Annotated in this window: 12 protein-coding genes; 4 read left to right on the top strand and 8 right to left on the bottom strand. The window is 63.6% G+C overall.

What is annotated here, in order from left to right; genetic code table 11:
- Positions 1-72 precede the first annotated feature (72 nt).
- Together OG716_RS04675 and OG716_RS04670 are read right to left on the bottom strand one after the other, a co-directional pair.
- Entirely contained in the window at positions 73-951 is an 879-nt protein-coding gene (locus OG716_RS04675; protein ID WP_405136454.1) for an alpha/beta fold hydrolase, read from the bottom strand.
- Positions 952-1,136: 185 nt separating this feature from the next.
- A complete protein-coding gene (locus OG716_RS04670) occupies positions 1,137-2,009 on the bottom strand; it encodes an alpha/beta fold hydrolase (protein WP_405136453.1) in 873 nt (290 codons plus the stop codon).
- A gap of 92 nt (positions 2,010-2,101) precedes the next feature.
- On the opposite strand from OG716_RS04670, the gene OG716_RS04665 reads away from it, so the two are divergent.
- A complete protein-coding gene (locus OG716_RS04665; protein ID WP_405136452.1) occupies positions 2,102-2,782 on the top strand; it encodes a TetR/AcrR family transcriptional regulator in 681 nt (226 codons plus the stop codon).
- Between the two features lie 34 nt (positions 2,783-2,816).
- Here OG716_RS04665 and OG716_RS04660 read toward each other — a convergent pair whose 3' ends face one another.
- The 4 genes from OG716_RS04660 to OG716_RS04645 form a co-directional block, all read right to left on the bottom strand.
- Positions 2,817-3,629, bottom strand: a complete 813-nt coding sequence (locus OG716_RS04660) for an enoyl-CoA hydratase/isomerase family protein (protein ID WP_405136451.1) — start codon at positions 3,627-3,629, stop codon at positions 2,817-2,819.
- Between the two features lie 181 nt (positions 3,630-3,810).
- The gene (locus OG716_RS04655) at positions 3,811-4,470 is read right to left on the bottom strand and encodes a winged helix-turn-helix transcriptional regulator (RefSeq protein ID WP_405136450.1); all 660 of its coding nucleotides are present in this window, start codon (positions 4,468-4,470) and stop codon (positions 3,811-3,813) included.
- A gap of 65 nt (positions 4,471-4,535) precedes the next feature.
- Positions 4,536-5,387 (bottom strand): alpha/beta fold hydrolase, encoded by an 852-nt coding sequence (locus tag OG716_RS04650; RefSeq protein ID WP_405136449.1) that lies wholly within the window; start codon positions 5,385-5,387, stop codon positions 4,536-4,538.
- Between the two features lie 71 nt (positions 5,388-5,458).
- Positions 5,459-6,547, bottom strand: a complete 1,089-nt coding sequence (locus OG716_RS04645; protein WP_405139529.1) for an alkene reductase — start codon at positions 6,545-6,547, stop codon at positions 5,459-5,461.
- Positions 6,548-6,864: 317 nt separating this feature from the next.
- Between OG716_RS04645 and OG716_RS04640 the strand changes: the two genes are divergently transcribed.
- Positions 6,865-7,701 carry an SDR family NAD(P)-dependent oxidoreductase gene (locus tag OG716_RS04640; protein WP_405136448.1) on the top strand — a complete coding sequence of 279 codons (837 nt, stop codon included), beginning with the start codon at positions 6,865-6,867 and terminating at the stop codon, positions 7,699-7,701.
- Positions 7,698-9,074 carry a WS/DGAT/MGAT family O-acyltransferase gene (locus OG716_RS04635; RefSeq protein ID WP_405136447.1) on the top strand — a complete coding sequence of 459 codons (1,377 nt, stop codon included), beginning with the start codon at positions 7,698-7,700 and terminating at the stop codon, positions 9,072-9,074. Before OG716_RS04640 ends, OG716_RS04635 begins: the two co-directional genes overlap by 4 nt.
- 71 nt (positions 9,075-9,145) lie before the next feature.
- Here the strand turns inward: OG716_RS04635 and OG716_RS04630 are convergent, their stop codons facing one another.
- Together OG716_RS04630 and OG716_RS04625 are read right to left on the bottom strand one after the other, a co-directional pair.
- Complete coding sequence (locus OG716_RS04630; protein WP_405136446.1) at positions 9,146-10,150, bottom strand: adenylate/guanylate cyclase domain-containing protein; 1,005 nt, start codon at positions 10,148-10,150, stop codon at positions 9,146-9,148.
- An 83-nt stretch (positions 10,151-10,233) separates the two neighbouring features.
- Entirely contained in the window at positions 10,234-13,704 is a 3,471-nt protein-coding gene (locus tag OG716_RS04625) for a protein kinase domain-containing protein (protein ID WP_405136445.1), read from the bottom strand.
- Between the two features lie 230 nt (positions 13,705-13,934).
- Here OG716_RS04625 and OG716_RS04620 point away from each other — a divergent pair, with 230 nt between their 5' ends.
- Positions 13,935-14,378 carry a transposase gene (locus OG716_RS04620; RefSeq protein WP_405136444.1) on the top strand — a complete coding sequence of 148 codons (444 nt, stop codon included), beginning with the start codon at positions 13,935-13,937 and terminating at the stop codon, positions 14,376-14,378.
- Positions 14,379-14,457: the final 79 nt, after the last annotated feature.

Here is a 14,457-nt window from a genome sequence, read left to right as displayed (position 1 = left end):
CGGCGGAACTTCCGGAATAGGGCTCGGCTGCGATCACATCTCGTTCGAACAGCAGAATGGGTACCGCACCCGCTAGTTCGTCAGGAAGTCGCGCAGCGCGGCGATCGTCTGCTCGGGGGCTTCCTCCGGGAGAAAGTGCCCGGAGTTCAGGCCGTAGCCGCGGACGTCGTCGGCGTACCGACGCCACACCTCGAGTACGTCATAGCGAGTTCCGACGAAGCCGTGTATGCCCCACAGAACGAGCAGCGCGCAGCTGATGCGGTGGCCTGCCGCGGCGTCGATCTCGTCGTGTTCGAGATCGATCGAGGCGGCAGCGCGGTAGTCCTCGCAGCTTGCCCGAATCGCGTCGGGTTCACTGAAGCAGCGTACGTACTCCGATACCGCACCCTCGTCGAATGCCGCATCCGGGCCGGACCATTGATCGAGCTTTCGGCGCAGAAAATACTCGGGCGCGCCGCCGATCAGAACTTCGGGCAGATCAGGCTCCTCGGCGAGGAAGAACCAGTGGTCGTACACCGTGGCCAAGGTGCGGTCCACGTTCGCGAAGACGTGTCGGGTCGGCGCGATGTCGAGGACGGCGGCTCTATCGACCCGCTCGGGGTGATCGAGGCAGAGTCGATGGGCGACTCGGCCGCCGCGGTCGTGACCGACAATCGCGAATCGGTCGTGCCCCAAGGCTGTCATCAACCCGACCTGGTCCGCGGCCATCGCGCGTTTGCTGTATGCCGAATGGTCAGGGTCGGAGTCGGGCTTGCTCGAGTCACCGTACCCACGCAGGTCGGACACGACGACGGTGTGCGACTGGGCCAATGCTTCGGCTACCTCACGCCACATCACGTGGGTCTGGGGGTAGCCGTGCAGCAGCAGCACCGGTGACCCCTCACCGCCCACACGAGCATGGATGCGGACGCCATCGACATCGATGTCGTGGGTCGTGAATTCAGTGAACATATGGGCGATCTCCTATTCGGCATTGTCGGCTGCTCAGTGACTGTCGTCTTGCTCCTCGACGAAACCGGGCGAACGAAGGTCGCTGCGGGGCAACGCTGTTGATGCTCCATGTGCTGGTGCGGCGACACCGCACCAGCACCTGTTGTCTCGGCAAAGTCGCGTCCGAAGCGCGACACCGCAGAGTGTCAGGACGCCAGAAAGTCGAGTGCTTCTCGGACGAACCTCTCGTGAAACTGGAAGATGCCACCGTGCCCGGCGTCCGGGTAGATCCGGAGGACCGCATTCGGGAGTCGATTTTCCAAGTCGAAAGAATTGCTGCTGGGCACCATTCGGTCGGCGTCGCCGTTGGCGACGAGGACCGGCTGTCGGATGCTGCTGAGGTCGGACGGTTCCTGTGTACCCCACGCGCGGATGGCCTTGAGCTGAGTACGGAAAGCCCCGATGGCGACGGCTTTGTCACGGTCGGTGGTGCGTTCCTTCAACCGTTTGACGAATGCCCGAGCCTCCGACTTTCCGTTCGCCGTTCTGGTGAAGAACAGGTACTCCTTCGGATCCTTGAAGGTGGCGTACGCCTTGAATGTGTCCGCGTACGTCAGCGCGGTCACCTTCTCGATGCCGGTACCGCCCGCAGGCCCGGTCCCCGCAAGGATCAGCTTTCGAACCAGCTCGGGCTCTTTTTGGACGATCACCTGCGCTATGAAGCCGCCGAGCGAGAACCCCAGAATATCGACCCGGTCGAAGCCCAGGGCGTGGATAAAGGCGATGGCATCTTGCGCCATCGCCTCGATCGTGTCGGGTGTCTTGCCTTCGGACGCACCGATACCGCGGTTGTCGAATGTGATCACGCGGTGCTTCGCCGCAATGCCATCGACCACTCGGGGATCCCAGTTGTCCAGGTTTCCAGCCAAATGATTCAAGAAGATCACCGGAATGCCGGTGTCGGGACCCAGCTCGCGATACGCGAACCGCGCCGCGCCGACCTGTACGGACTTTGCCGGCGCATCTTTGTACGAACGGTGACGTTCGGGAACCCCCTGAGGGGATTGTCGATCTGACATGACGACCTCCTTATGTATACCGATCGGTGTACCTTCGGATTCGAACGTATCTTACCCTCCATCGCTTGTAAACAGATCGGTATACTTTCGGTATGGCTTCACGAACCATTGGACAGGAGCCGACCCGCCGGGGAGGGCGCGGTGCGCGCCAGCGCATCCTGAACGCGGCGTCGGAGTTGTTCTACAACGAGGGCATCAACGCCACCGGCATCGATTTGATCTCGGCCCGCGCGTCGGTATCGAAAAGAACTCTCTACCGGTATTTCCCGAGCAAAACCGCTTTGGTGGAGGAGTACCTGCGCATGCTCCGGCAAGCGGCAGGCAGTCTCTGGGGTGCGTCGCCGCAGGGGTCCGATTCGAATCCGCGCGAACGACTGCTCGCCCTGTTCGACAGCCTGGAGGCCAGCGCTGAGCCGATGCGCGGCTGCCCATTCCACAATGCGGCGGTCGAGGCAGCCGCGGCCATGCCCGGCGTTCAAGAAATAGTTCACGCACACAAACGGGACTATGCGGACAGGATCACCGAGTTGGCTCGACAAGCCGGTGCTGCCGACCCGCAGTTGCTCGGTAACCAGCTCGCCGTCCTCTTCGAGGGTGCGTCCGCGCTTTCCACCTCTCTCGATGATGCGACGCCTTGGGTACACGCACGAGCCGCAGCGGAGGCGCTCATAGATCAGGCAACGGATCTTTCGTCACGAGCGTTCAGTTCATCGAGAGCTCGGGGATCGTCATCTCTCGGGTTCACCGCCGACAATGTGCGCCGAGAGCTATAGACCAACTTCTACGGACATCCGTTGGCCACCCGCGTTATTGGGGACCAATGCGCTCACCCATGTTCAGTTCGGCATCGAGGATCAATTCCGCCGGCGCATTCGCCAACAATTGGAGACGGCCCTGCACGGAATCGCTGGTGAGCAACCCGATGAAACGTGCGTACGTGGCGGCGAGGCCTTCAGCGCTCGGCGGCGGGTTCTCCGCGTTGAGGGTCTCCTTGATTGCGATCAGAGCCGCGGCATCGAAAGAAGCGATTCGCTGAGCGAAGCGATCGACGAAAGCGTCGAGTTCCGCATCGGGAACGGCGCGGTTGATCCAGCCGTAGAGTTCGGCCGTATCCGCGTCGTAGTCCTCCCCCGAGGCGATGACCTCCAATGCGCGTGCTTTACCCGCGAGCCGGCACAACCGCTGCATACCGCCACAGCCCGGGATGATTCCCGATCCGATTTCCAGTTGGCCCAAGATGGTGTTCTCTCGGCTCGCGAACCGTATGTCGAGAGCCAGCAGGAATTCGTTGCCGATGCCGCGGGCTCGGCCACGGATGGACGCGACGGTGATGAACCGGGCCCTGCCCAGACGGTCCATGAGGTCGAACCATATCGGCATGCCTTCCCCGAACTCCGGGATTCGGCCCAGGTCGAGATGCGCCATGAAGAAGTCGTCCAGAGCACTGTCGAAAACCACGACCTTGACCTCGGGGTCGGCTTCGAGGTGCTTGACGATCTGTGCCAGGGACGCCTCGACCTCGGGGTCATAGAGGTTGAAGGGCGGATTATCGAAGGTCACCCGCCAGTAGGCGGGGCTGCGGCGCTCGGCACGAACGGGCGGGCGTGAGGTTTCGTTCATTCGGTCCTGCTCCTTTACGGTGAATGAGAACCGTCGTGTGGGGGCTGGAGAATGTGGTCGCTTTAGCCATGGCGGGAATACGCCGTTGAGATCGCGTGGCCTGCCTCGCCGACTCTACGGTTTCCGAGTTCTCCGCAAATCGGAACCACATGAATGACAAGGTCGTAATGCCGCTATTGACCTAGCCGATTCTCGCCGGGCTGAAGGCGCTGATGAATGATTCCAGCTCACCGTCGTTGCCTTCCACGGTGATCGCACCGGATTCGAAGGCATCGGCTAGGTCGATGTCGTTGTTCACCACCGCGAGAAGTGTTGGAACATCGGTATTCAGCGAGATTTTGGGCAGTGTCGGGGCCTGCCCCGGACGCAGTCGGACGCCATCCGCCGCAGGTCCGATCCATGCGGATTCGCCGCCGACGCTGAACTGCACGACTCCCCCGAACCGATCCGCGGCCTCGGGGGCGATACGGGCGAACAGGCCTTGGATCAGCCATTCCAGGCGTGTCATGTCCTCGGCATCGAATGGCGCACCGTGCCGGAACCCCCAGGCCGCGAGTTGCCCGAGCACCGGGCGCAACTCTTCGCCGGCACTGGTGAGGGCATAGGCAGCGACCGGCGCCGGTGGCGGCAGCACCGTGCGCTCGATCAAGCCCGCCTCTTCGAGTCCCTTGAGGCGACTGGCCAGCAGGTTCGTACCGATACCCGGCAGTCCCGCGGCCAGATCCTTGTATCGCCGCGGACCCATACCCAGATCGCGCAGGACGAGGAGAGTCCACCGATCGCCCAGGATATCGAGCGCACGAGCGAGGCCGCAGTTCTGGCCGTACGTTCGATTATTCATCACCATAGTGTAGTAAACACTTCATTTTCATGTCGCTATGGTTGGCGACGGCGACCGAAAGGGCCTCAGTCCGCCAAAAAGGATTTGACTTCTGCGGTGAATTCCTCGAGATGCTGGAACAGGAATGCGTGGCCGGCGTCGCTGTACAGCACCAACTTGGCCGAAGGCAGGTGCTCCACAGCGGAGTAGGAAGCGAACGCGTGGATCATGACGTCGTGCATGCCGTTGGCGTAGAGCACAGGTTGCCCGATGCTCTGGAGCCCCGCGATAACCTGCTCCCACGGGGTCGACAAGGCTGCGGCAATCGCTTGGAGTTGACCCATAGCAGCTGCCTCGCTGACCGCCGGAGCGTCCACCGGCAGCGTGGCGGCGACCTTGTTGAAGTGTTCGAGCCCCCGGTTCCGAGCCCCTTCGGTTTCGGGATAGAACAGGTACAGCATGTCGTCGAGGTCGGCGTCCGGTTTGGCCATGATTCCGAGGACCCGCTCGCTCATCGTCGGCATATTGGGAGCCAGGCCCGATCCGCTTCCCGCAACGATCAACTTGCGCACGAGATCTGGTCGGGTGAGCGTTACCGCCTGTGCCACCACACCACCGAAGGACCAGCCGAGCAGGTCGACTTCGGTCAGCCCCAGCGCCTCGATGAATTCGAGGGTGCCCGCGGCGAATCCGTCAACGGTGACCAGCGCGTCACCCCCGGTATACCCGATACCGATGTTGTCGAACAGGATGACGTCGCGCTCGGCGGCCAGGATGTCGAGAAACTCCGGATCCCACCAGTCGAGGGTGGCACGGAAGCGATGAACCAGCACAAGCGGAACTCCGCCGCGAGGGCCGAGTCGCCGGTAGGCGAATTGAGCCGACGGCGCATCGACATGGAGCGTCTCGGCAGCGTTGACAGGCGTGTAGGTAGTCACGTCGTTCTCCTTGTAATGTAGTACGGACAATTGCTGGTCCGGCGGCGAAGTGCGAGGAAACGCTTTGCGGCTCAGGAAATCTCGGCAAGCCTCGGATAGTCGGTGTACCCACGCGAGCCACCGCTGTACAGCGTCGTGAAGTCCACCTCGTTCAGGTCCGCACCGGTGCGCCAGCGTTCGACGAGATCGGGGTTGGCGAGGAATGCGCGCCCGACGACAACGGCGTCGGCGACACCTTTGCCCAGGAGCTCCTCGACCGTCTCCAACGAAGTCGCCACCGGAGCGGCGGTATTCAGGAGCACGGAACCGCCGAATCGCGTGCGGAGGTCTCGGACGAGTGGCTCCAAGGACTCGAACGGGCTGGCCAGAATACTCAGGTACGCCAGACCCAAGGGCGCAATCCCGTCCACAACCGCCCGGTAGGTCGTGGTGAGGTCGTCACCGGGGACCTCGCCGATGCCATTCAATTGGTTACCGGGCGAAAGCCGCAGGCCGACGCGGTCGGCGCCGATCGCGGCAGCGACGGCCGTGACGAGTTCTATGACGAAGCGAGCTCGATTCTCCGGCGTGCCGCCGAACTCGTCGGCGCGCAGGTTCACCGTCGGATCCAGGAACTGATGCAGCAGATAGCCATTCGCTCCGTGGATCTCGACGCCATCGAGTCCGGCCTTGATCGCATTGCGAGCGGCCTCGACGAATTCGGTGATGATCCCGGCGATTTCACCGGAATCGATCGCTCGTGGCACATCGTGATCAACCATGCCGGTCAACGTGAACATCTGACCGGGGGCCTGGACAGCGCTCGGCGCGATGGTCTCCGCGCCACCCTTGTTGCTGGAATGCGCGACCCGGCCCACGTGCATCAACTGCGCCACGATCGTGCCGCCGGCACGGTGAACACTCCCTGCGACCAGACGCCATCCGGCGACCTGCTCGGCGGTATAGAGGCCGGGCACAGCGGGGTAGCCCTGGCCGACGGCACTGGGCGCGGTGCCCTCCGTGACGATCAGCCCGGCCCCTGCACGCTGCGCGTAGTACGCGGCGTTCATCGCGGTGGGGACATTGCCTTCTCCCGCGCGGCTACGAGTCAGTGGTGCCATGACAAAGGACTGGGGTAGCTGCCAAGGCCCGATCCGTACTGGCGTGAAAGCGACCGACATGCGGCGATCCTCCTGAGGTGGGGTGTCGAACGACGACGGGGCGTGGTCGATCGAGTAGAACTTTAAAAAACTATAGTAGTTAGTACATGATAATGCAATCTCTTGTGCCGCCGGCACGAATGTGGCTGAGCCCTTCGGGCGGCCGCGACAGGGAACGCAGCACGCCCTCGCCGTAAGGTTGCCGGTACGCACGGGTGAGGCTCGTCCAACGGGGGACTGAATCACATTGCAGTACAACGCTTCTGCCCACCCATGCGCGTTTATCGCCGACTTCGACGGTGAAGTCGTCACCAGTCGACGACAGGAAGCAATCCCCTATGCTCTTGAACAGGACCCGTGACCTCAGGGATCAGGTGGTCGTCATCACCGGCTCGGCGGGCGGCTTCGGGAATGCCCTCGCGCACGAACTGGCTACTCGTGGAGCACGAATCGCACTCATCGCGCGCAAACCCGAAGCAGCACAGGCACAAGCGCTCGGCCTCCCCAACCCGAATTCGGCGCGCGGCTGGTGCGCCGATGTCACGGATTTGAGGCAGCTCGAAGCCGTAATGGGCGATATCGCAGACCATTTCGGCCGGATCGATGTGGTAGTCGCCAACGCGGGCCTCGATCTGACCGGTTCGGTGGCATCCCAGAGCGAGGCCGACTTCGCGCAGATCATCGATGTCAATCTGGTCGGAGTGTGGCGCACGTTCAAGGCCGCCCTCCCGTATCTGGAGCCCGACAGCTACCTGCTGGCCGTCGCGTCGATGGCGACCTTCGTCCACTTTCCGATGCAGGCCGCCTACTGCGCCAGCAAGGCCGGCCTATTCGCGATGGTCAACAGTCTGCGGCTCGAAGTCCGTCACCAGGGCATCAAGGTCGGCTCGATCCACCCGACGTTCTTCGATACTCCGCTCATGGACAAACTGCTCGCAGACCCGGTCGGCCAGGCGATCTGGGGAGGCAACGGCCCCGGTATCTGGCAACTCGTTCCCATCGAGCAGGTGGTGGCCGATACGGTGGCGGGCATCGAACGACGAGCCGAACTGCTGGTGTCGCCCGGCCGAATGCAGGTGCTCGCACTGACTTCCGCGCTCTGGCGCAAACCGATCGAATGGATCGGCTTCCGGGACAAGGAGATTGCCCGAGCCGCGCGGTTGGCGGTGAAATGAGCAGCCGTCACACGAAGAAGCCCGGATTCCTGCCACTCCTGGACGCGTTCTGGCTGTGGGTCGAGTCACCGGAGACGGCGATGCAAGTCGCCGCGCTCTCCATCTTCCATGCCGATGAGCCCGCCGGTACCCTCATCCGGCGCATGGTCGATGATTTCCGCAGCCGGCCCGCTACTGCCGGCCCGTTCAACGCCGTGATCAGCGCTGGACGACTGCCGTTGCTCAAGCGGCGGGCAATCGTCGAGGACGTCGACATCGATTACCACTTCCGCCATTCCGCGCTCCCGGCGCCGGGCGGGCAGCGCGAACTCGCGATACTCGTCTCGCGGCTGCACACCACTCCATTGGACAGGCGACGCCCGATGTGGGAGTTGCATGTCATCGAAGGGCTGGAGGGTAACCGCATCGCGGTGTACTTCAAGACTCACCATTCGCTGATGGACGGAGTGGCCGGCGTCAGGCTCATGGCCGCCACCTATTCCGCTGATCCGGACGCACCGTTGGCTCCGCCGGTATGGGCGAACACCCCTCCAGCCTGGGTGCCGCAGACACCGGTGCTGCCCAGCCGCAGGACCGTCACAGTGCGCCGGCTCTGGCAGTGCCGGTATGCGGTGCTGAAGCTGCTTCGCGCAGACGGTTCACCGGAGACCCCGCTCGTCGGCCCCTTCCAGGCACCACACAGCCCGCTCAACGTGCCGATCGGCCCGCAACGACGCATCTTCACCGCTACCGTCGCACTCGATCGGGTCAAGTCGCTCGCCGCCGCGACCGAGACGAGCGTCAACGACATCGTCCTCGAAATGTGCGCCTCCGCGCTGCGCCGCTACCTGATCGGCCTCGGCGAGCTCCCCGACAAACCCCTCATCGCCATGGTTCCGGTCGATGTCCGCCGATCCGGCACGGACGGCAATGCCGTCAGCATCATCTTGGCGAATCTCGCGACGCACCAAGCTGATCCGCGCACTCGGCTCGCCACTATCGCGGCATCCACCCGCGCTGGAAAACAACATATCAAGACGGTGCCGCCGGAATCGATGTCCGCTTATACAACACTGGCAATGAGCCCGCAGTTCGTCAAACAGCTCGTTCCGGGCGCAGCCTCGCTGCGGCCGATGTTCAATCTGGTGATATCGAACGTCCCCGGGCCTAAACAACCCATGTACGCCGCGGGCGCGCGCCTGGAGAACTTCTTCCCGATGTCCCTGCTGTTCAAGAACGAGGCGCTCAACATCACGGTGCTGTCCCACGGCGGGCAACTCGACTTCGGTTTCACTGCCTGCCGCACCGCCTTGCCTCGTGTCCAAGATGTCGCCCACCACACGGTGCAGGCACTGGACGAACTGGAATCAGCGGTCTGCAGCGAACGCAGTTGAATTCGGCAATCAACCCCTGGTGCGCCCGCAGCGGTATCAAAGCAGCGGGCGCACAAAGGGTTTTCTACCGATCAGTGCGTCCGGTGCAGGCGCCAGGAGATCAGACGGTCGTAGCCACGCACCGCGACCGGGGGCTGTTGTTCGAGCCGGTAACAGTCGTGCGCGAGCAGGTCCTGCGCCATATTTCCGTCTACCCGCACCTCACCGGGCGGGCTGACCGAGGTCAACCTACTCGCGATATTCACGGTGGAGCCGAAAACATCTCCGAGCCGATCCACGACCGGCCCGGAGGCAACGCCGATTCTCAGCGGTGGCTCGGAGCCGGGCCAACCCGCGAGTAGATCGAGGGCGATGTCCGCGGCGGTCGTCGGCCGCTCCGCGGTGAACAACACCGCGTCACCGATCATCTTTACGATACGACCGCTGTTCTCACCGACCGCATTCGTGGCCGCGGACTCGAATGCGTCGAGCAGCCGCCGTATTTCGCGTTCGTCCGCACCGCGAGACAGGGCCGTATATCCCGCAATATCCGCAAACCCGACCGCAGCGCCGGACGGACGGACACGGCCTTCCTGCGCAACGGCAATGCGTCGATCGATATACGCGGCAACCTGCCTGCGCCACATGTAGGCATGGGTTCTTTCGAGCAGCGGCAATATCTGCTCGGAGAACGTCAGCAAGGCCGAGGCCGAACTGGATGTCGTCACCTCCTCGAGGAAGTTATCGACGGCCAATTGGGCCTCCCAGGTCGCCAGCGGGGAGACCGCCTGCGTTATCGCACGGGTTATCGCGACGATCGCCTCATCATCAACGCCCGCGATATCTCGCCATCTGCCGGCCCGCCGAAGAGCCTCGACGTCGTCGTCGGTGAATGCCCGTTCCGCATCCGGCGGAGTCGCGAAACCCATTGCACGCCATATGCGCTCGGCGCGGTCACGGTCGATCCCGGAATGGAGCAGTACCTCTTCGGCGGTGTATTTGCGGGGACCGCCGAGGATAACCGCATCGACTGTGTCGGCGATCTCCTGCAGATTGCCGGTGAAAGCTGCGCGCAATGGCGAACTGTTCGTGGTCATCCGATTCCGTAACTTTCCATAGGCCTTCCAGTCTGCATGACAGGCGGCGATACGTGGTATTGAATCGTCGCAGGAGCCTGCCGCTACGGGATCTCGTCCTCGATCTGACGACTCCGGTTCGGCGGCACCGACTCGAATTGAGCCAGCACCTGCTGCAGGAACCAGCGCGGTAGCTGAGCTGTCGAGGGTGCACCGGCGAGCGTTTCGACGACCGGTTGCAGTTCGCGGCCACTGTCCACAACAACCCGGACCAGCCCGAGTCTCGCGCATCGAGATACCACCGGAGCCAGCAGTTCGGCAGCCCGGACGGTCTGCCCGGATGCCGATAAACAGCCTCCGAGTAGTAGTTCGGCATACAGCAGGGCCCGCGGTCGTGCTTGGCGGCTCACCTCGCGTGCGAGATGCTCGGCTCTGTCGCAGGCCTGCCGGGCTGCCGCAGGTGACCGTTCGGCAAGCAACAGCCGGATCGCCGAATCGTGAGCGAGCTCGGATGCGACGGCCAGGGTTGCATTGCGCTGCACGGTATATGGAGGGAGTCGGTCGAGAGCCTGTCGCTCGGTATCGGTGATCGGCAGACCGAGTCGGACGCGTTCGTTGACGACCCGTGCCGCCAGCCGTGGAAGCGAAAGATCCGCGGCGATGCGCTCCCCTGCCGCCAGACGTTCGCGAGCGGAGTCGAGATCACCGCGCACGGCGGCAAGTCGCGCACCGGTCCCATAGGTGGCCATCAGGAACTCCACGGCGCCTCCCCCGGCCGGGCCCAGACCGATGTCCAGAAGCTCCTCCGCCTCGATGAATTGTCCCTTCTCGTAGAGCAATTCACCCAGCAGTGCGCTGGCCAGCCCGGTGGCGTGCGAATGCTTACCGGTCTCCAGGGCCAGACTCAACGCCGTCCGGTAGCGGGACTCGGCGGTGGCGATGTCGAGTTGTTCGGAAGCTGCCATACCGGCGATGCAATCGCAGTACATCACCGCGAAAGGACCGGACGGGCGATCCCGAAACAACGCCATCCACCGATGCCATCGGTGGACCTCCTCGAAGTCGAACCGGTAGAGCGCCGAGGCCGCCGCCGAGGCCGCCACGGTGATGGAAAGAAACGGCCGTGCCGACTTCCGAACATGTGCCATTACCGGCCCCGGCACCTCGGCGTATCGATCGGTCACCAAATCGTTTCCGACCCGAGCCAGTGCTGCCTCCAGGTGGATCTCCTCGGCCTGTTCGACAGTGACCGAGCCGAGGACAAGCGCGGCGTCGACGCGGTCCAGCGCAGCAACGGCGGCCGAGCGACGTTGCAATGCGATATTCGCCCAAGCGATCTGCAATTGCAGGACCGGGTTGACGGCTGTCAGCGACCCGGGCAGCTTCGCGACCAAACCGAGGAAAGTCGCCATCCGCGAACCCTCGATCAGTCGTTCGGCGCGTTCCTGTACCAGGCTCACGGCCAAATCCGGCTCATCGGCTGCGAGAGCATGATCAACCGCCTCGATCGGCATATCGTGATCAGCGAACCAGGACGATGCTGTCAGGTGCAATTGTTCGAGCAGACCGGGGTGTTCCAGTACCAGTCGGCGGCGTAGGAAGTCGGCGAACAGTCCGTGGTAGCGAAACCACCGCAGATCATCATCGACATTGCGCAGGAATAGATCGCGCTGACGAACTTCCTCGAGTAATCCCTGTCCGGGCTTCCGATCCGTCAGGACTTCGGCGAGCTCACCGCAGATGCGCTCGGGGATCGAGGTGCGCATCAGGAATTCGACCATGTCCAGTTCGAGCGTGTCGAGGACATTTTCCAGCAGATATTCGCCGATGGCGTAGTGGCGTCCCGAGATCTGGCTGATGTAGGTACTCGGGTCCGTCCTGCCGCGCAACGACAGTGATGCCAGTTGTAAAGCCGCGGCCCAGCCTTCGGTGGAACGGCGCAGGTTCTCCACATCCGCCGCGGCCAACGACAGTTCGTTCATCCCCGTGAGAAATTCCGTCGTCTCGCCGGCGTCGAATCGCAGTGCGGCCTCGTCGATTTCGAGCAGTTCGTCGCTGACCCGTAACCGACTGAGCGGCAACCCTTTACGGGTGCGACTGGTCACGATGAGTTGCAGGTGATGGCAACCGCGATCGAGCAGGAATTCCATCGCGGCGAGTGTGGATCGGCTGGTCACTCGATGCCAGTCGTCGATCACCAGCGCGACACGTTCACCGCTGTCGTGGATCTCATCGATCAGTGTCGTCATCACATGCCGCCCCGCATCGGTGGATCGCTGCTCGAGCAGTTGCGTCAACCCCGTCGCCAACTCCGGATGGGTGTGCCGGAGCGCGTGCACGACATGAGCCAGGAACCACACCACGTTGTTGTCGTCCGGATCCACGCTCAACCAGGCGACACGGACCCCCTCGGACTCGAGCACATCACCCCACTGGGCGGCCAAGGTGCTCTTCCCGAAACCCGCGGGCCCGTGGATCAGGACCAGCCGCCGCGTCTGAGCCGCCCGCAAGACATCCAGCAACCGGGGCCGCTCGACCGGACGGCGCAGCGAGGTCGGCGGCCGATACCGGGTCGACGGCGTCGGCAGCGGACCCACCGATATCGGGATCTCGGCGGCTGATAGCGACCGAGGCTCAGCGGCGGCGCCGATTCCGATCCCGGTTCGAGCCGGCAGGGCCATGACATCGACCGGAAGACCACTGGAGAACTGCACATTCCGCAACCGCTCGCCGAATTCGCGTGCAGCGCTGGGCCGTTCAGTGGGAACGGTGGCCATCGCCGACTCGATGGCCGTGCACAGCGTCGCGGGCACTCCACTCCGGCGCAGATCCGGAACCGGTTCGGAGCTGACCCGTAGAAACTGCGTGACCAGCGATTCGCCTTTCCGGCGTTCGAACGCCGCATGGCCGGTCAGCAAGCAGAACAAGCTGGCCCCGAGACCGTAGAGATCCGAGACCACGGACGGGTCTTCGCCCTTGAGCACCTCCGGGGCGGTGAACGCCGGGGTTCCGGCCACGAGCCCCGCCCCGGTTTCGAAAACCCCACCGATCCGGGCGATACCGAAATCCGCCAACTGAGGTTCGCCGTAATCGCTGAGCAGGATATTGGCGGGGTTCACGTCGCGATGCAGGACTCCGCCCTCATGCGCCGCGGCCAAAGCGCCGGCGAGCTTCACCCCGATCGACAACACCTCCTGCCAGGGCACCGGGCCCTCATTCTGCAACCGGGTCATCAGCGACCCCTGCCGGTGCAAGGGCATCACGATGTAGGGCCGACCTGTCGCAGTGGAGTCCGCGTGGAGTACCTGAACAATGTGCGGGTGCCCGGAAAACCGGCCCAGCGCCCGCTGTTCCCGCAGGAAGCGGGCCCGCTCATCGCCGGATACCTCGGACGTGAGCACCTTCACCGCGACCTGGCGTTCGAGCGAGTGCTCGACGCAGCGATACACGATGCCGAATCCGCCGCGACCGATCTCCTCGGCCTCGTCGAACCCGGCAGCAGCCAATTCTGCGGCGATACCGAACTGCAGGTCGCGTTGCGTCCCATTCGGGTCGTGCGACTCCGGGCCGTTCATCTACTCGGACAGGCCGACATTGGCCGCCCAGGCAAATGGCTTCACCATCGCCCCATCCGGAACCCCGCCGCTGGCAATCATCGCCCCACCTCTCGACGTCAGAAAAAGGGCCCCGACAATTCGAGGATAGTCCTCTGACGACCGCCGACCCCTATCTGCCAGACTCGCTCGAGACATGGTGACCACGTAGTTGTTCTCAGTAGACTTGGGCGAGATCGGATGTTCTGAACGTGACGTTGAGTGTCGCCGACCTGGCCACCGGGGATGATGGCGGGGTGGCAGGCAAGAAGAAGGGCCCTCGGGCCGATCGACCCAAACGGCGCAGTTTCACCGCCGACTACAAGATGGCGATCATCGCCGAGTACGAGCAGTTGACCGAACCCGGTGCCAAAGGCGCGTTGCTGCGCCGTGAAGGTCTGTATCACTCGCACGTGCTCGACTGGACCCGGCTGCGGGATGCGGGATCGTTGAACGCGTTGGCCGCCAAGCCTTCTGGCCCGAAACCCGCCAAGTCCGGATCGGAGCGGCGAGCGGAGAAGTTGGAAGCCGAGAATGCCCGGCTGGTCACGGAGCTGGCCAAGGCCAGGCAGGCGAACGAGGTCTTGGGAAAACTTGCCGAGTTCTTGGAGCTGCTATCCACCAACTCGGGCAACGACGCCAAGCAGACCCCCTGATCGATGCCGCCGTCACCGACCTCAAACCCCTGGTCGGTGTCGTGGCGGCCTGCCGGCTGACCGGCAAATCCCGTGCCAC

Source organism: Nocardia sp. NBC_01388, from assembly GCF_045040085.1.
In the GTDB taxonomy this organism is placed as follows: Bacteria; Actinomycetota; Actinomycetes; order Mycobacteriales; family Mycobacteriaceae; genus Nocardia.
The sequence above is the reverse complement of the archived record's forward strand: the minus strand, read 5'-3'. Positions and strand labels throughout refer to the sequence as shown.

What these genes read in the sequence shown, in the direction of transcription:
- OG716_RS04640 (WP_405136448.1), top strand. Translation starts at nt 6,865, where the DNA reads ATGCTCTTGAACAGGACCCGTGACCTCAGGGATCAGGTGGTCGTCATC.
- OG716_RS04665 (WP_405136452.1), top strand. Translation starts at nt 2,102, where the DNA reads ATGGCTTCACGAACCATTGGACAGGAGCCGACCCGCCGGGGAGGGCGC.
- OG716_RS04625 (WP_405136445.1), bottom strand. Translation starts at nt 13,704, where the DNA reads ATGAACGGCCCGGAGTCGCACGACCCGAATGGGACGCAACGCGACCTG.
- OG716_RS04635 (WP_405136447.1), top strand. Translation starts at nt 7,698, where the DNA reads ATGAGCAGCCGTCACACGAAGAAGCCCGGATTCCTGCCACTCCTGGAC.
- OG716_RS04645 (WP_405139529.1), bottom strand. Translation starts at nt 6,547, where the DNA reads ATGTCGGTCGCTTTCACGCCAGTACGGATCGGGCCTTGGCAGCTACCC.
- OG716_RS04655 (WP_405136450.1), bottom strand. Translation starts at nt 4,470, where the DNA reads ATGAATAATCGAACGTACGGCCAGAACTGCGGCCTCGCTCGTGCGCTC.
- OG716_RS04670 (WP_405136453.1), bottom strand. Translation starts at nt 2,009, where the DNA reads ATGTCAGATCGACAATCCCCTCAGGGGGTTCCCGAACGTCACCGTTCG.
- OG716_RS04675 (WP_405136454.1), bottom strand. Translation starts at nt 951, where the DNA reads ATGTTCACTGAATTCACGACCCACGACATCGATGTCGATGGCGTCCGC.
- OG716_RS04660 (WP_405136451.1), bottom strand. Translation starts at nt 3,629, where the DNA reads ATGAACGAAACCTCACGCCCGCCCGTTCGTGCCGAGCGCCGCAGCCCC.
- OG716_RS04630 (WP_405136446.1), bottom strand. Translation starts at nt 10,150, where the DNA reads ATGACCACGAACAGTTCGCCATTGCGCGCAGCTTTCACCGGCAATCTG.